This window comes from Stenotrophomonas sp. 05N423, from assembly GCF_056397145.1.
On the sequence record NZ_JBFTMV010000008.1, the window covers coordinates 133016 to 152686 of the forward strand.

Genomic DNA, 19671 nt, shown 5'->3' on the forward strand with positions numbered 1-19671 from the left:
TTACATTGCACCACATGGCCGCCCTCAAGACTCCTGCCGACCTGGGCAATGTGATCCTGCAGCGCCGCAAGGCGCTGGGCTGGGACCAGGCACGCCTGGCCCATGAGGCCGGTGTAAGCCGGCAATGGATCATCGAAATCGAGAAAGGCAAACCCAGGGCGGAACTGCAACTGGTGCTGAGGGCGCTCAATGTTCTCGGCATCGAACTCGATGCCTTCCACCGCGAAGCCCCAAAAGCCTCCGGAGGCCAGACGCTGGACCTTGCTGATGTCGACCATATCGTCGAACACAGCCGAACCGAGCCGGACAATGCATTCGGCTCATGGCTCGATGCCCTGCGCAAGCCTTCCACCGCTCTCTCCGTATTGGAGAAGCGGCAGGAGAAGTACAGCGCACGGTCCAACTCCGCATTTGAAGAACAACAGAGGTTGCCACCCGATCCCAAAGCAACGTCGAGCGGCAGCCGGAAGGGGAAGAAATAGTGGCGCTGACGCTCCTGTTGTCCGGGCGCATCGCCGGACGGCTGGAAGTCGATGGCGACGGCAACCCGAGGCTGCGCTATGCCGATACCTGGCTCGACACCGCTGGCGCCTACCCCGTCTCGCTTAGCCTGCCGCTGACGCAACGGGATTTCCCACCGCAGACGGTCTCCGCCGTTCTGTGGGGATTGCTTCCCGACAACGAGAGCCTGCTGCAGCGCTGGGGTTCGCATTTCCATGTTTCCCCGCGCAATCCCCTGGCCTTGCTCTCCCACGTCGGCGAAGACTGCGCCGGCGCGGTGCAGTTCGTCGGCGATGAACGGCTTGAAAGCATCCTGGCGGGCGCCGGCGACCGGATTGAACCACTGAGCAACGCCGAGCTGGCAGACCGGCTGCGACGCCTTCGCCAGGACGGCGGCATGGCACGCAGGGTGGACGACGTCGGGCAGTTCAGTCTCGCGGGCGCGCAATCCAAGATTGCCCTGTTGAAGCAGGACGACGGCAGCTGGGCCATTCCCGCCGGGCGCATTCCCACCACGCATATCCTGAAACCGCCGGGCGGCGACTACGAGGGCTTCGTCGAGAACGAGATGTTCTGTCTACGGCTGGCACGGGCGCTCGGCCTGCCGGCCGCCACGGCAGAGAAGATCGAGATCGACGGGGAAACCGCCATCTGCATCAGCCGCTACGACCGCGTCCGCATGAACGGCAATCTGGTGCGCGTGCATCAGGAGGATTTCTGCCAGGCCTTGGGCGTGATGCCCCAGATCAAATACCAGAGCCAGGGTGGGCCAGGGCCGGCCGATCTGGCAAAGGTACTGTGGGATCACTCATCGCAGCCACGCAACGACGTGGTGACCTTGTTCCAGGCATTGGCCTTCAACTACCTCATCGGCGGCACGGATGCCCATGCCAAGAACTACTCGCTGCTGTTCGGCGCCGGCAGCAACGTCCGTCTTGCTCCGCTGTACGACATTTCCAGTGCCCTGCCGTACCCGCAGTTGCAGAAACGCAAGATCAAGATGGCGATGAAGGTCGGCAATCATTACCGCTGGTGGGATATCCGCCTGGAAGACTGGCAGGCGACCGCCACCAGCTTGCGGCTGGAACCGGCATGGGCGTTGGATGCGCTTGCCGCCATGTGCCTGCTGCTTCCCGAAGCGGCGCAGCAGGTGCGCAAGCAACTGCAGGACGAAGAAATCGTCAATCCGGTAATCGACCGGTTGCTGCACGAAATCCAGCTGTCCTGCGAACGCTGCCTGGCGAAATTCCAGGCCAGCTGACGGCACGCATACGCCCCGCACTGCGGGGCGCTTCATGCCACGGAAGACTCAACGCCGCGGCGCGAGAATCTTCGTCAACAGATCCGCACGGCCGGCAATGCGGCGCAGGTGCGGGTAGCGCAGGCCATCGCGGTAGTCGATGCGCACGGTACGGAAGCTGTCGGCCTGGCGCACGATCAGTTCGAGCGGCGTGCCGCCCTTGGCGTCGGTCACCGCCTGCTTCAGGCGCCCGCCGGTATAGGCCAGCCCGTTGACCGCCACCACGGTGACGTCCTTGGCCAGGCCGGCCTTGAACGCGGGGCTGTCCCAGCCCACCGACTGCAGCACGCCGTCGCTGCCGACCTTCAGGCCCAGCGAGTACTGCAGGTCGGCCAGGCCGTCGGCCTCGCCGTCGGCGATCACCAGGTTCGGATGCTCATCGAAATACAGCTCCCAGCCGGCCGCCGCCAACCCGTCCGGCGCGCTGCCATCGCGCGCGTCCAGGCGTTGGCCGATGAAGTCGTCCCAGCCGCCGGGCTGCGCCGCTTCCAGCGCCTGCATCACATCAGCGCGGTCGTACAGGCGGATCTCGCCCTGCGCGCCGCCCTGGTGGAAGCGGCGGGCGAAGTCGTCCAGCGCCACCTTGCCCTTGGACAGCGTGCGCAGCCGCGCATCCACGCCCAGCCACAGCAGGGTGCTCTCGTTGTAGAACTCGAAGGCGCGCTGCCAGTCGGCCCAGGCCTGCGGCTTGGAATTGAAGTCGAGAATGCCCTGGTGGACGGTGTCGTGCAGATCGCGCCACTGCCGCCCCGGCTGGGTGGCGTAGTTGGCCTGCAGCTGCGCCAGCATCGCCATCGCGTAATCGTGGTTCCACAGCCCCGAGCGCGCGGCCAGCACCACCGCCCAGTACTGGGTCTGGCCCTCATACATCCACAACTCGTCGTTGTGCATCGGCGCGTTGTAGTGCGGCACCCAGGTCGGGCGCGGGCGCCAGGCCTTGCCGATCCACGCATGGGTGTATTCGTGCGGCAGCAGGTCGTTGTCGGTGTACGGGCGCTCGCCGCGCAGGTAGCCGTCGTGCATGCCGTTCTCGCTGGACTGCGCGTGCTCCAGGCCGATGCCGGTGAACACGTCCGACACCGCCAGCAGGAAGTCGTAGCGCGTGTAGGGGCGCGGCCCGAACACCTTGTCGGCCTCGTGCACCAGCGCGCGGTGCGCATCCAGCACCTTCGGGTCGGCCTGCAGCGCCTGCGGGTTCTCGGCCACCACGTCCAGCCACACCGGCCGCGCCGCCTTGTCGTCGAGGGCGAATCGCCTGAACCAGCGTCCGGCATAGACCGGCGAGTCGATCAACGTCATCAGCGACACCGGCACGTAGTGTTCGGTGGCGCCGCCGCGCTGGGCGACGTCCAGCGCGGTACCGCTCTGCCAGCCCTCGGGCAGGCGCAGCGTCGGCTTCACCTGGATGCCGCGCGCATCGAAGCCGGCCGGGTACAACACCACGCGGTGCCACTGCAGGTCGAGCAGGTTGGGCGTCATCGCCACCCGGCCCTGGTCGGCGGCGGTGGGCGAGAGGTACTGGAACTCGATGTCCAGCGCGTCCACGCCTTCGGGCACCTCCAACCGGAAGGCGTACATGTCGCCCGGATCGCGGGTCCATGGCAGCGGCCGGCCGTCGCCGCGGATCACCAGCCCGGCCATCTGGTTGATCGGCCCGGTCGGCGCATGGTTGCCGGGAATCCACTGCGGGTACCACAGGGTCAACGGACCGGGCGACACCGGGATGCGTTCGCGCACGCGCTGGATGCGGCGGTCGATGTCGCTGGCGTCCACCTCCAGTTCGATCACGCCCGGATAGCGGGCCTGCACCTGCATCGCCGCCTGCCGCGCATCGCCGTCCTGCGCCTGCGCGCAGGCCAGCGGGGCCATGCCCAGCACCATGGCCAACGCTCCCAACAACCAGTTGTGCCCCTGCATCCGTCCACCTGCCCCGCGTTGAAGTTTCCGCATCCTAGCCGGTCCGCGCCGGCATCCGCCGCCAGACCAGGGTGCGATTGTTGGCCGGCATCGCCACGTCCTCGCGCAATTCCAGTCCCTGCGCGCGTGCCAGGGCGTCCACCGCCTCGAAATCGCGGATGCCCGAGCGCGGGTCGCGCGCCTTCAGCCAGCCATCGAAGACGCGGTTGCTCTCGCTGCTGAAACCGCCGCCATGGTTGAACGGCCCGTAGGCGATGAACAGCGCATCCGGCGCCATCAGCGACGGCAGCCCGGCGAACAGCGCCTGCACCTCGTCCCAGCCCATGATGTGCAGGGTATTGGCGGTGAACACCGCATCGAAGCCGGTCACGCCGGCGACCAGCGGCAGCGGCGGCAGGGGCCGCAGTCCGCCACCCACGACCGCCTGCAGTTCCAGCGGCGCCGGCGCGTTGGGCAGCGCGACCTCATCCAGCCATTGGCCGATGCCGGGCAGGTGGTCGCGGTGGTCGCTGGCCTGCCAGCGCAGCCACGGCATCGCCGCGGCGAAGTACACCGCGTGCTGGCCGGTGCCGCTGCCGATCTCCAGCACATTGTGGGTCTCGCCCAAATGGCGCCGCAGCACCGCCAGGATCGGCTCGCGGTTGCGGTCGCAGGACTCGGCATGGGGCTTGGCGGTCATGGCGGCGGGTTCTTCGTGGTCCGCGCGATTGTGCCGCAGGGTGCCGCCGCCCACGCATGACCATGGTCACTTGTGCCCGCACCACGCCGCGGCCGAGATTCGCGGGTCCCGCGCGATGCCCGCATCGCCACGCTCATGGAGTTCCGCATGCAACGCCGCCAGTTCCTCGCGCTTTCCGGCCTCGGCCTCGCCGGCATGATGCTGCCCAATGCCCGCCTGATCGCCGCCGAGGAACTACTGGCGCCGGCCGACGTGGCGCGCAGGAAGGCGCTGGCCGATACCGTGCTGGCGCTGGCCCGGAAGGGCGGCGCCAGCTACTGCGACGTACGCATCGGCCGTTACCTCAACCAGGCCATCGTCACCCGCGAGGACAAGGTCCAGAACGTCACCAACAGCGAGTCGGCCGGCATCGGCATCCGCGTGATCGTCGATGGCGCCTGGGGCTTCGCGGCCAGCAACCAGTCCACCGACCAGGGCGCGGCCGCAGCGGTGGCGCAGGCGCTGGCCATCGCCCGCGCGAACGCGAAGATACAGACCCGGGCGGTGCAGTTGGCGCCCACGCCCGGCGTGGGCGAGGTGCGGTGGCAGACGCCGATCCGCCGCAACGCGATGGCGGTGCCGGTCAAGGACAAGGTGGACCTGCTGCTGTCGATCAATGCCGCAGCACTCAACGCCGGCGCCAGCTTCATCAACTCGCAGCTGTTCCTGGTCAACGAGCAGAAATACTTCGCGTCCAGCGACGGTTCGTGGATCGATCAGGACGTACACCGCATCTGGCTGCCGTTCACCGCCACCTCCATCGACAAGGCCAGCGGCAAGTTCCGCACCCGCAACGGGCTGTCGGCGCCGGCCGGCATGGGCTGGGAATTCCTCGACGGCGACGCCGCCGGCAAGTACCACCTGCCTGGCGGGGTGATCGGCTACGGCCATTCCTACGACCCGGTGGAAGACGCCATCGCCGCCGCGAAGCAGGCGCAGGAAAAGCTCAAGGCGCCGTCGGTAAAGCCGGGCAAGTACGATCTGGTGCTGGACCCGTCCAACCTGTTCCTGACCATCCACGAGAACGTCGGCCACCCGCTGGAGCTGGACCGCGTGCTCGGCTACGAGGCCAACTACGCCGGCACCAGCTTCGCCACGCTGGACAAGCGCGACGCCGGTTTCCGCTGGGGCAGCGACATCGTCAACTTCACCGCCGACAAGACCCAGCCCTACAGCCTGGGCGCGGTGGGCTACGACGACGAGGGCGTGAAGTGCCGGCGCTGGGACCTGGTGAAGGACGGCATCCTGGTCAACTACCAGGCCACCCGCGACGAGGTGCACATCCTCGGCGAGAACGCCTCGCACGGCTGCAGCTACGCCGATTCGTGGAAGAGCGTGCAGTTCCAGCGCATGGCCAACGTGTCGCTGGCGCCGGGCAAGGCGCCGCTGACCCCGGCGCAGATGGTCAAGGACGTGGAGAACGGCATCTACATCCACGGCCGCGGTTCGTATTCCATCGACCAGCAGCGCTACAACGCGCAGTTCGGCGGCCAGCTCTGCTACCAGATCAAAAATGGCGAGATCACCGGCATGGTCGAGGACGCCGCCTACCAGATCCGCACCCCGGAATTCTGGAACGCCTGCTCGGCCATCTGCGACGAGCGCGATTTCCGCCTCGGCGGCTCGTTCTTCGACGGCAAGGGCCAGCCGGGCCAGGTCTCGGCGGTGTCGCACGGCTCGGCGACGACGCGCTTCGACGGGGTGAACATCATCAATACCGCGCGCAGCCTCGGCTGAGCTTCCGTAGGAGCGCACCTTGGTGCGCGATGGGATTTACCGGGAAAGCTTCATCGCGCACCAAGGTGCGCTCCTACGGGTGGTCCGCATACGCCTCAGCGCGTCGTATACCCGCCGTTGACCAGGATGGTCTGCCCGGTCATCCACCAGCCCTCGGACACCAGGAAGCGGATCCACGGCACGATGTCCTCGATGTCGGTCAGGCCGGTGCGCGAGAACGGCGACAGCGCCGCCGCGGTCTTGTGGTAGGCCACCGCATCGGCACCCTCGGCCGGGTAGAAGAACGGCGTGTCCATCGGCCCCGGGCCGATCGCGGTCACCGAGATGCCGCGCTCGCCGAATTCCTTGGCGGCCGCGCGCGTGTAGTGTTCCACCGGCGCCTTGGTACCGGCATAACTGGAATAGAACGGGGTGAACGCGCCCAGCAGCGAGGTCACCAGCGTGCAGACCCGGCCGTTGTCGGCGAGATGGCGGCCGGCTTCGCGGAGGAAGAAGAACGCGGCCTTGTTGTTTACCGCGTCCATCTCGTCGAACTCGGCCTCGCTGATCTCGGCCATCGGCTTCTTCAGCACCTTGCCGACGGTGTTGACCGCGATGTCGATGCGGCCCAGCGCCTGGCGGGCGTCGGCGAACAGCTTCTCCACCGCGCCGGCGCGGGTCAGGTCGGCCTGGAACAGGTGCGCGTTGCTGCCGGCGGCGCGCACCGCGGCCGCGGTCGCCTCGGCCTGGCCGCGGGTGGCGATGCTGTTGTAGTGGATGGCGATGCCGCTGGCGCCGTGGGCGGCAAGATCGTGGGCGAGCAGGCCACCCAGGTTCTTGGCGCCGCCGGCGATGAGGACGGTCTTGCCGTGGATGCGGTGGTCGGTCATGGCGAACTCCTGTGGGGGAACGTCCACAGAGGCTATAGGCTTGGATTTCCGGATAAAGCGGGCCATCCTGACTTCACCTGTCGGATTTTCCGGACAATCTCCATGGACCGCATCGAGCTGTGCCGCATCTTCGTCCGCGTGGTGGACTGCGCCGGCTTCACCCGTGCCGCCGACCAGCTGAACCTGCCGCGCTCCACCGTCTCCGAGGCGGTGCGCACGTTGGAACAACGGCTGGGCACGCGCCTGCTCCACCGCACCACCCGCCAGGTCACCCCGACCCAGGACGGGCTGCTGTTCCACGCCCGCTGCCAGCAGCTGATCGCCGACATGGACGAGGCCGAGCAGTTGTTCCGGCAATCGCCGCATGCGCTGAGCGGCCGCCTGCGGGTGGACGTGCCCGGCCGCATCGGCCGCCTGATCGTGGCGCCGGCGCTGCCGCGCTTCCTCGACGCGCATCCCGGGATCGACATCGAGCTGGGCATGACCGACCGCACCATCGATCTGGTCGAGGACGGCGTGGACTGCGCGCTGCGGGTCGGCCCGCTGCAGGATTCGCGGCTGGTGGCGCGCGGCCTCGGCCAGCTGCCGCTGGTCAATGTGGCCAGCGCCGCTTACCTCGCCGCGCACGGCACGCCCATGCATCCGCGGGAACTGTCTGCGCACTGGGGCGTGCGCTACGCCTCGCCCGGCAACGGCCGGGTCGAACCCTGGGAATGGCGCGAGGAAGGCGTGCTGCACGAGCAGCCGCTGCGCGGGCGCGTCACCGTCAACAACGCCGAGGCCTACATCGCCTGCTGCATCGCCGGCATGGGCCTGATCCAGATCCCGGCCTACGACGTCCGCCGCGAACTGGCCGACGGCATCCTGGTCGAGGTGATGCCCGACCATCGCGCCGATCCATTGCCGATGCACCTGCTGTATCCGCACCGGCGGCATCCGTCGCAGCGGCTGCAGGTGTTCGTGGCATGGCTGCAGGAGGTACTGGGCGAAGCGCTCCGGTAAAGGCGGCGCTCGTTTCTATGTCTAAAGTCACTACCGCCGCCAGCGGCTCCCCGCAAGAATCGAACGGTTCGCGGAGCACCGCGAAGCCATCCTCGTTCGTTGCATCCACGCCGCACCGCGCATCCCGTTCATGGAGAACAGCCTTGCATAGACGTGACTTCCTCGCCCTGACCGGGCTTACCGCCGGCGGCCTGATGGTGCCGTCGTTCTTCGGCAAGGCCATCGCCGCCGAACAACTGCTCAGCGCGATCGACCCGGCACTGAAGAAGCGCCTGGCCGACGATGCGATGAACGCGGCCCGCGCCGCTGGCGCCAGCTACTGCGACGTGCGCATCGGCCGCTACCTGCGCCAGTTCGTGATCACCCGCGAGGACAAGGTGCAGAACGTGGTCAATACCGAATCCACCGGTGCCGGCATCCGCGTGATCGCCAATGGCGCCTGGGGCTTCGCCGCGACCAACGACCTGAGCCCGGCCGGCGTGGTCAAGGCCGCGCAGCAGGCCGCCGCCATCGCCAAGGCCAATGCAAAGGTACAGACCGCGCCGGTGCAGTTCGCCAAGGCGCCTGGCTTCGGCGAAGTCAGCTGGCGCACGCCGATCAAGAAGAACGCGATGGAAGTGCCGATCAAGGACAAGGCCGACCTGCTGCTGGGCGTGAACGCCGCCGCGCTGTCCGCCGGCGCCAGCTTCGTCAACTCGATGCTGTTCCTGGTCAACGAGCAGAAGTACTTCGCCTCCACCGACGGCTCCTACATCGACCAGGACGTGCACCGCATCTGGGCGCCGATGACGGTGACCGCCATCGACAAGGCCAGCGGCAAGTTCCGCACCCGCGACGGGTTGTCCTCGCCGATGGGCCTGGGCTTCGAATACCTGGACGGCGACGCCTCGCAGAAGTTCGTCTCGCCCAACGGCGTGGTCAACTACGGCCTGTCCTACGACATGCGCGAAGACGCCATCGCCGCCGCGAAGCAGGCGCAGGAAAAGCTCAAGGCGCCGTCGGTCAAATCGGGCAAGTACGACCTGGTGCTGGACCCCTCGCACACCTGGCTGACCATCCACGAGTCGGTCGGTCACCCGTTGGAACTGGACCGCGTGCTCGGCTACGAAGCCAACTATGCCGGCACCAGCTTCGCCACCCTGGACAAGCGCGAGCAGCATTTCCAGTACGGCAGCGACAAGGTCAACATCTTCGCCGACAAGGTCCAGCCGGGCAGCCTCGGTGCGGTCGGCTACGACGACGAGGGCGTCAAGACCAAGCGCTGGCCGCTGATCAGCGACGGCAGGCTGGTCGATTACCAGGCCATCCGCGACCAGGCCCACATCCTCGGCAAGACCGAGTCCGACGGCTGCTGCTATGCCGATTCGTGGTCGAGCGTGCAGTTCCAGCGCATGGCCAACGTGTCGATGGCGCCGGGCAAGACCCCGCTGAGCGTGGCCGACATGATCAAGGACGTGGAGAACGGCATCTACATCATCGGCGACGGCTCGTTCTCCATCGACCAGCAGCGCTACAACGCGCAGTTCGGCGGCCAGCTGTTCTACGAGATCAAGGAAGGCAAGATCACCCGCATGCTGGAGGACGTGGCCTACCAGATCCGCACGCCGGAATTCTGGAACGCCTGCAGCGCCGTGGCCGACGAACGCGACTACCGCCTGGGCGGCTCGTTCTTCGACGGCAAGGGCCAGCCGGGCCAGGTCTCGGCGGTGTCGCACGGCTCGTCCACCGCCCGTTTCGACGGCATCAACGTCATCAATACCGCGCGCAGCCTCGGCTGACCGTCCAAGGAGTTCTTGAGCAATGAGCATCTTCACCGAACAGGAAGCCAAGGCCATCCTGGACAAGGTCATCGCGCTGTCCAAGGCCGACGAATGCACCGCCACGCTGGCCGGCTCCATCGACGGCAACATCCGCTTCGCGCTGAACAACGTCTCCACCAGCGGCATGGTCAACAACGCCGAGCTGGCCGTGCAGGTCGCCTTCGGCAAGCGCGTGGGCACCGCCTCGATCAATGAATTCGACGACGCCTCGCTGGAGCGCGTGGTGCGCCGCGCCGAAGACCTGGCCCGGCTGGCGCCGGAAAACCCGGAATTCATGCCCATCATCGGCAAGCAGGAATACCGGTCCAGCCCGACCTTCAGCGCGTCCACCGCCGCCATCGATCCGGAATTCCGTGCCAAGGTCGCCGCCGATTCGATCACGCCGTGCCGCGGCCACGGGCTGATCGCCGCCGGCTTCCTCGAGGACAGCCGCGGCTTCGTCGCCATCGCCAACAGCAAGGGCAACTTCGGCTACCAGCAGAACACCTCGTTCGACTACACCTGCACCGTGCGCACCGAAGACGGCCGCGGGTCGGGCTGGGTCGGGCGCAACCTGAAGGATGCTTCCGACTTCCATGCGGAGCAGGAAATCGAGATCGCCAAGCGCAAGGCGATCGAGTCGGCCGACGCCAAGGCGCTGGAGCCGGGCAAGTACACGGTGATCCTGGAACCGGCCGCCGCCGCCGGCCTCATCAGTTTCATGATGAACTTCTTCGATGCGCGCTCCGCCGACGAAGGCCGCAGCTTCCTGTCCAAGAAGGGCGGCGGCAACAAGCTCGGCGAGCAGGTCTACGACCCGCAGGTGAACATGTTCGCCGACCCGTGGCACCCGGACGCGCCGGTGCTGCCGTGGGATGGCGAAGGCACCCCGCGCGAGCGCATGGCCATCATCGAGAACGGCAAGGTCGCCAACCTCAACTACTCGCGCTACTGGGCGCAGAAGCAGGGCAAGACCGCCAACGCGCGGCCCGGCAACCTGCTGATGAGCGGTGGCAGCAAGTCCATCGCCGAGCTGGTCAAGGGCACGCAGAAAGGCATCCTGCTCACCCGCACCTGGTACATCCGCATGGTCGATCCGCAGACCGTGCTGCTGACCGGCCTGACCCGCGACGGCACGTTCTACATCGAGAACGGCCAGATCAAGCACCCGGTGAAGAACTTCCGCTTCAACGAATCGCCGGTGATCATGCTCAACAACATCGACGAACTGGGCAAGCCGGTGCGCGTGGCCGGCGATGAATCCAGCTACGTGATGATGATTCCGCCGATGAAGCTGCGCGATTTCACCTTCACCTCGCTGTCGGACGCGGTGTAACCCTGTCTTTTCCCTCTCCCTCCGGGAGAAGCTGCCCGAAGGGCGGATGAGGGTCCGGGCACAGCCCCGGCCCTCTCCCCCGGCCCCTCTCTCATCAGGAGAGGGGCTTCAGTGCCCCAGAGATCTCCCCCCGCCTTGTCCCGGTCCCCGCTAACGCGCGCGCAATTCCTCCACCTGCTGCTCGGCGGCGCGGTGGCGGCCGCATTGCCCGGACGGGCGGGCGCACAGGCCAGCCGCTACGACTTCTGGTTCACCCGCCTCAAATACGACTCCGGCGACTGGGACGTGGATGCGCGCATGCCGTCCAACCTGGTCACCTCGCTGATCGACTACACCACGCTGCGCGTCGATCCGAAGGAACACGTCCTCGCCCTGTCCGACCCGAAGATGCTGCGCGCGCCGTTCTGCTACCTGGCCGGGCACAAGCTGGTCGAGTTCAACCCCGACGAACGCCGCAACTTCGAGCGCTACGTGCGCAACGGCGGCTTCGTGCTGGTGGACGACTGCAACCACGACATCGACGGCCTGTTCGCTACCTCGTTCGAGGCACAGATGCGCGCCATCTTCGGCGCCAATGCGCTGAAGAAGCTGCCCAATACCCATGCGCTCTACAACAGTTTCTTCAGGTTTCCCGAAGGCCCGCCGGCCACCACGTTCGAACTGAATGGCTGGGGCGACGACCTGGTGCACGACTACCTGAAAGGCATCGAGATCGACGGCCGCCTGGGCGTGCTCTACAGCAACAAGGACTACGGCTGCGAATGGGACTACGACTGGCGCAACAAACGCTTCCTGGCCGAGGACAACACGAAGTTCGGCGTGAACATCGTGATGTACGCACTGACGCATTGACCCCACTGGTGACCGCATGAACGCCCCCGCCCACGATCTCGATTCCCTTCTGCCCCGCCTGGGCGAACTGCGCGGCGCGCTGGCGCAGGCGGTGGTCGGCCAGCAGGACGTGGTCGAACAACTGCTGATCGGCCTGCTCGCCGGCGGCCACTGCCTGCTCGAAGGCGCGCCCGGCCTCGGCAAGACGCTGCTGGTGCGCTCGCTCGGGCAGGCGCTGGAACTGCAGTTCCGACGCGTGCAGTTCACCCCCGACCTGATGCCCAGCGACATCCTCGGCACCGAGCTGCTGGAGGAAGACCACGGCACCGGCAAGCGCGCGTTCCGCTTCCAGAAGGGCCCGGTGTTCACCAACCTGCTGCTGGCCGATGAGCTCAACCGCACGCCGCCCAAGACCCAGGCCGCGCTGCTGGAGGCGATGCAGGAGCGCACCGTCAGCTATGCCGGCACCACCTATACGCTGCCCGCGCCGTTCTTCGTGCTGGCCACGCAGAACCCGATCGAACAGGCCGGCACCTATCCGTTGCCCGAAGCGCAGCTGGACCGCTTCCTGCTGCACGTGCGCGTGGACTACCCCAGCGAGGCCGAAGAGCGCGACATCCTCGCGCAGACCACCGGCAGCAGCGGTGGCGCCGTGCCGAAGGTGATGGACGCCGAAGCGGTGAAGGCGCTGCAGGCCGCGGTGCGCGACGTGCACGTCGGCGCCGACCTGCTGACCTGGATCACCCGGCTGGTGCGCGCCAGCCGCCCGGGCGATGGGGCGCCGGCCGAGGTGAACAACTGGATCAAGTGGGGCGCCGGTCCGCGCGCCGGGCAATCGCTGGTGCTGGCCTCGAAGGCGCGGGCCCTGCTGCATGGCCGCTTCGCCGCTACCCGCGAGGACGTGCAGGCCCTGGCCGCGCCGGTGATGCGCCACCGCCTGCTGCTGTCCTTCGCCGCCGAGGCCGAGCAGAAGAGTGCCGACGACGTGATCGCCGCGCTGCTGCGCGCGGTGCCGTATCCGGCCTGACCCGCACCCTGCATCCGCCTTGGCCGCCACCGCGCCACCGCTGATTCCCGCCGACGTGCGCAGCCGCCTGCGCGGCCTGCGGCTGCTGCCGCAACGGGCCAGCGGCAGCCGCGGCATCGGCATGCACGCCAGCCGCAGCCGCGGCGCCGGGCTGGAGTTCGCGCAGTACCGCGCCTACGAGCCCGGCGACGAACTGCGCCAGATCGACTGGAAGCTCTACGCGCGCTCGGACCGCTTCTTCGTGCGCGAATCCGAACGCGAAAGCCCGCTCACGATCTGGCTGCTGCTCGATACCACCGCGTCGATGGCACAGGCCGACCAGGCGCGGCGCGACTGGACCCGCCTGCACGCCGCCAGCGCCCTGGCCGCCTGCGTTGCCGAACTGGCACTGCAGCAGGGCGATGCCTTCGGTCTGGTCGCCATCGGCGGCGACGGCGTACGGCTGGTACCGGCCGGCCACGGCCTGCGCCAGCGCGACCGCCTGCACCTGCAACTGCACGACCTGCGCGCGTACGGCCAATGGCCGGCGCAGGAGCGGCTGGCGCCGGTGTGGGAACGCATCGCCGCCAACGACCTGGTGGTGATGATCGGCGACGGCTTCGACGACGCTGCGATCGCATTGGCCGAGCGCCTGGCGAAGGCGGGCCGCGATGTCGTGCATCTGCAGCTGCTGACCGCCGAGGAGCGCGACTTCCCGTTCCGCGACGGCCACCGCTTCCGCGACCCGGAAACCGGCGACGAGCTGCTCGGCGATGGCGCGGCGGTACGCGCCGACTACCTCGCCCGCTTCGCCGAAGCGCGGCGCACGCTGGATGCACGCCTGCAGGCCGCCGGCATCCGCCATGACACCGGCTTCCTCGACGAAGCCATCGACGCACCGCTGCAACGGCTGTCCGCTCGCCACGGGGGCCGCGGCGCATGAGCCTGGTGTGGCTGTTCCCGGCAGGCCTGGCCACGCTGGCGGCGTTGCTGCTGCCCTTGCTGATCCATCTGGCGCGGCGCGACGAACAACAGTTGATCGACTTCGCCGCGCTGCGCTGGCTGTCGGCCAGACCACGGCCGCGCCGGCGCATACGTTTCGACGACTGGCCGCTGCTGCTGGTGCGGCTGCTGCTGCTCGCCCTGCTGGCGGTGCTGCTGGCACGGCCGGCGTTGAACGGCATCGAGGACGACACACCGCGCATCGCCGTCGCGCCCGGTGTGGACCCTGCCGCCGCACGCGCGACTGTCGATGCGGACAAGTCGCAATGGCTGTGGCTGGCACCGGGCTTTCCGGCGTTGGATGCGCCAACCGCTCCTTTGCCCTCGCAACCGCTCGCCAGCCTGCTGCGCGAGCTGGATGCAGCGCTGCCGCCCAAGGCACCGCTCACCGTGGTCGTGCCAACGGCGCTGGATGGGCTGGATGCGCAGCGGCCGCAGCTGTCGCGCGCGGTGCGCTGGCAGGTGATCGAAACCGCATCACCGGCAGCCACTGCCACCCTGCCGGCCGCGCCGCGCCTGCACATTCGTCATGACGAAACCGGCACCGCCACGCTGCCATGGTTGCGTGCGGTCGGTCAGGCATGGAACTCGCCGCCGGATATCGCCGCCGACAACCAACCATTCACCGATGATGCCGGCGTGCGCATCTGGCTCTCGGCCAAACCGGTTCCCGATGCCTTGCAGGCGTGGGCGCGCGATGGCGGCCGGCTGCTGGTCGATGCACGCACGCCGTTGCCCGGCGATACGCAACGCCTGCCGCTGTGGCGCGACGACAGCGGCGTACCGGTGATCGAACAGGTGGATGGCCCCCACGCGCAATGGCTGCGCTGGGCCACGCCCCTGCAACCGGCGGCAATGCCAGCCCTGCTGGATGCCGGCTTCCCGCAGCACCTGCGCGAACTGTTGCAGGCGCCTCCCGCACCGACGCGGGCACCGGCGACGGCGATGCAGCCGGACAGCGGCGCCAGCGCATGGCCGCAGCCGGCGTATGAGCCCGTGCCGTGGCTGGCCGCCGCCATCGCCCTGCTGTTCCTGCTGGAGCGCTGGCTCGCCAGCGCGCGCCGGCGCCGGAGGCAGGCATGAGCACCCAGGCATTGCTGCGTGGTGCGCGGCGCCGGGTGCTGCTGATCGCGCTGGCCGGCGGCGTGCCGCTCGCGCTCGCGCTCGGCCTGCTCACGATGCGCGCCGCCGGTTTCGACGCGGGCAGCGTGGCACTCACGCTCGCCCTGCTCGCCGCCGCCGCTTTCGCCACCTGGCGCGCGCGGCGGCTGGACGCGCGCTGGCTGGTCGCGCGCCTGGACGAAGAGCCACGTTTCGAGGACAGCGCCGACCTGCTGTTCGCCGCACCGGAAGCGCTGAACCCGCTGCAGCAGCGCCAGCGCGCGCGCATCGAGCAGCGCCTGCGCGCGACGCCGCCCGACCTGCGTCCGCATTGGCCATGGCTGCGCCTGTTCGCCTGGGTTGGCGGTGCGCTGTTGATCGCGGCCATCGCCATGCTGTGGCCACTCGCGGCGGGCGTGACTTCGGTGGAGGGCCACGATGGAAGCGCCGCCCCCACCGCTGCGACGACGCCCCCCGCACTGCGCGGCACGCGGCTGGAAGTGACGCCGCCGACCTACACCGGCCAACCTGCCAGCGCCGGCGAAAAGCTCGATGCGCGCGCCCTGCAGGGCAGCCACCTGCGCTGGCAGCTGCGGTTCGCGCCGCAACCGCGGCAGGCGTGGCTGCAGTTCCACGACGGCCGCCGCCTGCCGCTGCAGCGCGAGGGCGACCGCTGGCAGGCCAGCGAGACCCTGCAGCGCTCCGGCCTGTACCGCATCGTCACCGAGCCGGCGCTGGCCGAGGCAGGGCGCGCGTGGCGGCTGGAGGTGGTGCCGGACCGGCCACCGCAGGTGAAGGTCATCGAACCGGCGCAGACACTCACCCAGGCCGCGCCGCATCAGCGCCGCTGGCAGCTGCGCTTCGAAGCCAACGACGATTTCGGTGTCACCGCCAACGCCGCGCTGGAGCTCACCACCGCCAAGGGCAGCGGCGAGAACATCGACTTCCAGCAGCGCCGCATCGAACTGTCCGGCGGCGGCACGGCTACCGCGCGCCGCTTCGCCTACGACGTCGATCTGGCTGCGCTGGGCGTCGGCCCCGGCGACGAAGTGGTTGCGCGCCTCACGGTACGCGACAACCGCGCGCCGCAGCCGCAGGAAGCGCGCAGCCCCAGCCTGATCCTGCGCCTGCCCAGCGAGCAGGACGTGCAGACCAGCGATCTGGAAGGCGCAATCAAGAAGGTGATGCCGGCCTATTTCCGCAGCCAGCGCCAGATCATCATCGACGCCGAGGCATTGCTGAAGCAGCGCAGTGCGCTCGACGCCGACACCTTCATCAAGCGCGCGGACGCCATCGGCGTGGACCAGCGCATCCTGCGCCTGCGCTATGGCCAGTTCCTGGGCGAGGAAGCCGAAGGCGGCGCGAAACCGCCGCCTACCGGAGACGGCCCACCTACCGCCGACGCGGCGGCCAGCGAGCATGCGCACGACGACGGACACGACCACGATCACGCGGGCAGCGGCGATACACCAACCTTCGGCAGCGCCACCGACGTGCTGTCCGAGTACGGCCACACCCACGACCATGCCGAGGCCGCGACCCTGCTCGATCCGCAGACCCGCGCCATCCTCAAGGCCGCGCTCGACCAGATGTGGCAGTCCGAAGGCCACCTGCGCCAGGGCCATCCCGACAAGGCGCTGCCTTACGCCTACAAGGCGCTGGGGTTCATCAAGCAGGTGCAGCAGGCCGAGCGCGTCTACCTGGCAAGGGTCGGCCCCGAACTGCCGCCGATCGACATGGCGCGGCGCATGGGCGGCAAGCGCGATGGGCTTGGCAATCGCAGCCTGCAGCTGGCACCGCGCGAAAGTGGTGACGCCATGCCGGTGAATGCCTGGCGGGCGCTGGCCACGGCGGACGCGGTGGTCGATCTGGACGCACTGTCGCGCTGGCTCGATGCGCATCCGCAGGCCGTTCCCGATCCGCTCGACATCGCCGCCGCCATCGATGAACTGCGCCAGCAACCCGATTGCCGCGCCTGCCGGCAGCGCCTGCGCGACCAGTTGTGGCCGGCGCTGCCGCGCGCGCCGGGACCGCCGCCGCGGCGCGACGCCGCCGACGCCATGGGCCGCCGCTACCTCGACGCATTGACCGCACCGCGGGAGACCGCGCGATGAGCTGGCTGCCCCTCGCCCTCATCGCCCTGGCCGTGCTGCTCGGCAGCCTGCGCCTGTGCCTGGCGCCGCGCCCATCGCTTGCGCGCCTGGGCCTGCGGCTGGCCCTGCAGCTGGCAGCGGCGCTGCTGCTCGGGCTGACCCTGTTCCCGCCGCGGCATGCCGTACCCGCCGATACGCTGCTGATCGCCACCGCCGGCACGACGGCGGCGGACATGGCGGCCATCCCCGCCGCCGTGCGGCTGCGCCTGCCCGAAGCGCCGGTACTGATGGGCGTGGACCGGGTACCGGATCTGGCCACCGCGCTGCGCCAGCATCCGCGCGCGCGCGGACTCATCGTCATCGGCCAGGGCCTGCCGGCGCGCGACCGCGATGCCGCGCTGCCACCGCTGCGCTTCCTGCCCGCGGCCGCACCGCAGGGGCTGGTGGAACTACAGGCGCCGCCGCCGCTCGCCGCGGGCGCGCGTTTCGAGGTCGGCACGCGCGTGCAGGGCCTGCCGCAGGCGCGGGTGGAGCTGCTCGATCCGGCCGGGCATCGCGTCGCCGTCGCCACGCCCGCCGAGGATGGCCGCGTGCGTCTTGCCGCCAGCGCGCGCGATGCCGGCGATGTCGAATTCACCCTGCGCGCGCTCGACGCCGAGGGCAGGGTACTCGACCAGTTACCGGTACCGGTGCGCGTGCAAACGGTACCGGCGCCCGCGCTGCGCCTGCTCGCCGGCGCACCCGGGCCGGAACTGAAGTACCTGCAGCGCTGGGCCGCCGATACCGGCGCGACCCTGCAGACCGGCATCAGCGTCGGCGGCGGCGTGCAGCTGGGCGACGCGCCGCAGGCCATCGACGCGGCCAACCTCGCCAGGCTCGACCTGCTGCTGCTCGACGAACGGCGCCTGGCCGCGCTGTCGTCGGCGCAGCGCGCGGCCATCGCCGCGGCCATGCGCGATGGTCTCGGTGTGCTGGTGCGCATGGGTGGCGTGCTCGACGGCAACGGCCGCCGCATCCTGCGCGAATGGGGGCTGGACGCACGCGGCGACGAGCAGACCGCCACGGTGAAACTGCGCGATGCCGCCAGCGACGGAGGCGACGCGCCGGCGACGCTGGACATCGAACGCTTCGACCTGGCGTTCGCCGACACCGGCGTGGTGCCGCTGCTGCGCGCCGCCGACGGCGCCGCAATCGGCGGCTGGCGAGCCGTGGGCCGTGGACGCATCGGCGTACTGCCGGTCGCCGACAGCTACACCCTGGTGCTCGCCGGCCATGCCGGCGCCCACGCCGAACTGTGGAACCGCGTGCTGGCGACGCTGGCGCGGCCGCTGCCGGCAGCGCCGCTCGCCGCGCTGCCGGCCTGGGCCTGGGCCGGCGAACGCACCGCGCTGTGTGGCCTGCCCGACGGCACGCGGATCGAAGCGCCCGATGGCGGCGGCACCACCCTGGTGGCCGATCCGCACGCGGGCAACTGCAACGGCTGGTGGCCACGGCAGGCCGGCTGGCACCGTGGCGTCGCCAGCGACGCCAGCGCCGGCGTGCGGGTCATCGACCCGGCCGACGCGCGCGCCCTGCATGCACAGGCCACGCGCGAGGCCACTTCAGCCCTGCGCGGCGGCACCGGAATGACCGCAGCATCCGCGCTGCCGATACCCGGCCCGCGCTGGCCGTGGCTGCTGGGCTTCGTGCTGGCGGCGGCGCTGCTGTGGTGGCTGGAACGGCGGCCACGACCATCAGGCACTGCTCATGCGCCGGGCAGTGCGTAGGAAACGGCGGTTCCCGATACCTTCACGTAGCCCCGCTCGCGCAGCCCGGCGATGAGCCGCTGGACCTCGGCACGCGGCAGCTTCTTGCCGAACATGGAATCCAGTGCGCTTTCCAGGGTCTTCACCCGCGTCGGCCGGGTCATGGCCGCAAGCCGCTGCAGGACAAGCTGCAGGCGCGCCTCCTGCTCCGGCGGTGGCGCGGCCGGCGCGAAGCACGGCATCCGCGTAATGGCAGTGGAGCGGCACGCACGTATCCGGTTGTCCTTGAGGTGCCGGATCAGCGGATCGAAGCCGGTGTCGCCGGAGATGACATGGAAGAACCCCCGCGGATCGGCCTCCGCCAGGCGCCCCATGTACCAGGCGATGTGGAAGTCGGCCGCATTCGGGCCGTTGCCGGCGATCTTCACGTACTCGGCATGGCGCCCCATCCGCTGCAGCGCCGCGGCGATCTCGAACGGAATCTTCCCTTGGTTGGCGCCGACGAACACGATCACCCGGAACTCCGGCCGTTCCAGCCGCGCCAGCGATTCCGGCTGCACGTTCTCGTAATCGATCAGCACATAGTTGATGCATGCGGTCGAAGCCGATGCTTCGCCTGCACTTGCCTGCAGATCCATCGCCATCCCTGTTCGCGACCGCCGACAGGTACCGCTTATACGCCTCGATGGACCCTGCTGCCAGGCCGGTGCCTGG

At 69.1% G+C, this 19671-nt stretch carries 16 protein-coding genes; 12 read left to right on the forward strand and 4 right to left on the reverse strand.

From position 1 onward, the window contains the following. Window positions 1–14: 14 nt before the first annotated feature. Both AC1DGW_RS13440 and AC1DGW_RS13445 read left to right on the forward strand, forming a co-directional pair. Window positions 15–482, forward strand: coding sequence for a helix-turn-helix transcriptional regulator (locus AC1DGW_RS13440; RefSeq protein WP_478023786.1), 468 nt, complete (start codon window positions 15–17; stop codon window positions 480–482). Further along, window positions 482–1762, forward strand: coding sequence for a type II toxin-antitoxin system HipA family toxin (locus AC1DGW_RS13445; RefSeq protein ID WP_478023788.1), 1281 nt, complete (start codon window positions 482–484; stop codon window positions 1760–1762). Before AC1DGW_RS13440 ends, AC1DGW_RS13445 begins: the two co-directional genes overlap by 1 nt. 48 nt (window positions 1763–1810) lie before the next feature. Here the strand turns inward: AC1DGW_RS13445 and AC1DGW_RS13450 are convergent, their stop codons facing one another. Together AC1DGW_RS13450 and AC1DGW_RS13455 are read right to left on the reverse strand one after the other, a co-directional pair. Then, window positions 1811–3718 (reverse strand): M61 family metallopeptidase, encoded by a 1908-nt coding sequence (locus tag AC1DGW_RS13450; protein WP_478023791.1) that lies wholly within the window; start codon window positions 3716–3718, stop codon window positions 1811–1813. 34 nt (window positions 3719–3752) lie between these two features. Further along, window positions 3753–4397, reverse strand: a complete 645-nt coding sequence (locus AC1DGW_RS13455) for a DUF938 domain-containing protein (RefSeq protein WP_478023793.1) — start codon at window positions 4395–4397, stop codon at window positions 3753–3755. Between the two features lie 147 nt (window positions 4398–4544). On the opposite strand from AC1DGW_RS13455, the gene AC1DGW_RS13460 reads away from it, so the two are divergent. Further along, window positions 4545–6173, forward strand: a complete 1629-nt coding sequence (locus AC1DGW_RS13460) for a TldD/PmbA family protein (protein ID WP_478023795.1) — start codon at window positions 4545–4547, stop codon at window positions 6171–6173. A 95-nt stretch (window positions 6174–6268) separates the two neighbouring features. Here the strand turns inward: AC1DGW_RS13460 and AC1DGW_RS13465 are convergent, their stop codons facing one another. Beyond that, window positions 6269–7042 carry an SDR family oxidoreductase gene (locus tag AC1DGW_RS13465; protein WP_478023797.1) on the reverse strand — a complete coding sequence of 258 codons (774 nt, stop codon included), beginning with the start codon at window positions 7040–7042 and terminating at the stop codon, window positions 6269–6271. A gap of 102 nt (window positions 7043–7144) precedes the next feature. Here AC1DGW_RS13465 and AC1DGW_RS13470 point away from each other — a divergent pair, with 102 nt between their 5' ends. From AC1DGW_RS13470 to AC1DGW_RS13510, 9 genes are all read left to right on the forward strand, one after another. Then, on the forward strand, window positions 7145–8044 hold the full coding sequence (locus AC1DGW_RS13470) for a LysR family transcriptional regulator (protein ID WP_478023799.1): 900 nt from the start codon (window positions 7145–7147) through the stop codon (window positions 8042–8044). A gap of 143 nt (window positions 8045–8187) precedes the next feature. Beyond that, window positions 8188–9822 carry a TldD/PmbA family protein gene (locus AC1DGW_RS13475; protein WP_478023801.1) on the forward strand — a complete coding sequence of 545 codons (1635 nt, stop codon included), beginning with the start codon at window positions 8188–8190 and terminating at the stop codon, window positions 9820–9822. A gap of 22 nt (window positions 9823–9844) precedes the next feature. Next, window positions 9845–11179: a TldD/PmbA family protein gene (locus tag AC1DGW_RS13480; protein ID WP_478023803.1), complete on the forward strand. Its 1335-nt coding sequence runs from the start codon at window positions 9845–9847 to the stop codon at window positions 11177–11179. Between the two features lie 111 nt (window positions 11180–11290). Then, complete coding sequence (locus AC1DGW_RS13485) at window positions 11291–12031, forward strand: DUF4159 domain-containing protein (protein WP_478023805.1); 741 nt, start codon at window positions 11291–11293, stop codon at window positions 12029–12031. Window positions 12032–12047: 16 nt separating this feature from the next. Further along, window positions 12048–13037 (forward strand): AAA family ATPase, encoded by a 990-nt coding sequence (locus AC1DGW_RS13490; protein ID WP_478023807.1) that lies wholly within the window; start codon window positions 12048–12050, stop codon window positions 13035–13037. 19 nt (window positions 13038–13056) lie between these two features. Next, on the forward strand, window positions 13057–13959 hold the full coding sequence (locus AC1DGW_RS13495; RefSeq protein WP_478023809.1) for a DUF58 domain-containing protein: 903 nt from the start codon (window positions 13057–13059) through the stop codon (window positions 13957–13959). Next, window positions 13956–15101: a BatA domain-containing protein gene (locus AC1DGW_RS13500; protein ID WP_478023811.1), complete on the forward strand. Its 1146-nt coding sequence runs from the start codon at window positions 13956–13958 to the stop codon at window positions 15099–15101. Before AC1DGW_RS13495 ends, AC1DGW_RS13500 begins: the two co-directional genes overlap by 4 nt. Further along, on the forward strand, window positions 15098–17233 hold the full coding sequence (locus tag AC1DGW_RS13505; RefSeq protein WP_478023813.1) for a hypothetical protein: 2136 nt from the start codon (window positions 15098–15100) through the stop codon (window positions 17231–17233). The genes AC1DGW_RS13500 and AC1DGW_RS13505 overlap by 4 nt, the downstream gene beginning before the upstream one ends. Then, window positions 17230–18978, forward strand: a complete 1749-nt coding sequence (locus tag AC1DGW_RS13510) for a hypothetical protein (RefSeq protein ID WP_478023815.1) — start codon at window positions 17230–17232, stop codon at window positions 18976–18978. The genes AC1DGW_RS13505 and AC1DGW_RS13510 overlap by 4 nt, the downstream gene beginning before the upstream one ends. Here AC1DGW_RS13510 and AC1DGW_RS13515 read toward each other — a convergent pair. Beyond that, window positions 18957–19595: a PIN domain-containing protein gene (locus AC1DGW_RS13515; RefSeq protein ID WP_478023817.1), complete on the reverse strand. Its 639-nt coding sequence runs from the start codon at window positions 19593–19595 to the stop codon at window positions 18957–18959. The genes AC1DGW_RS13510 and AC1DGW_RS13515 overlap by 22 nt on opposite strands. Window positions 19596–19671: the final 76 nt, after the last annotated feature.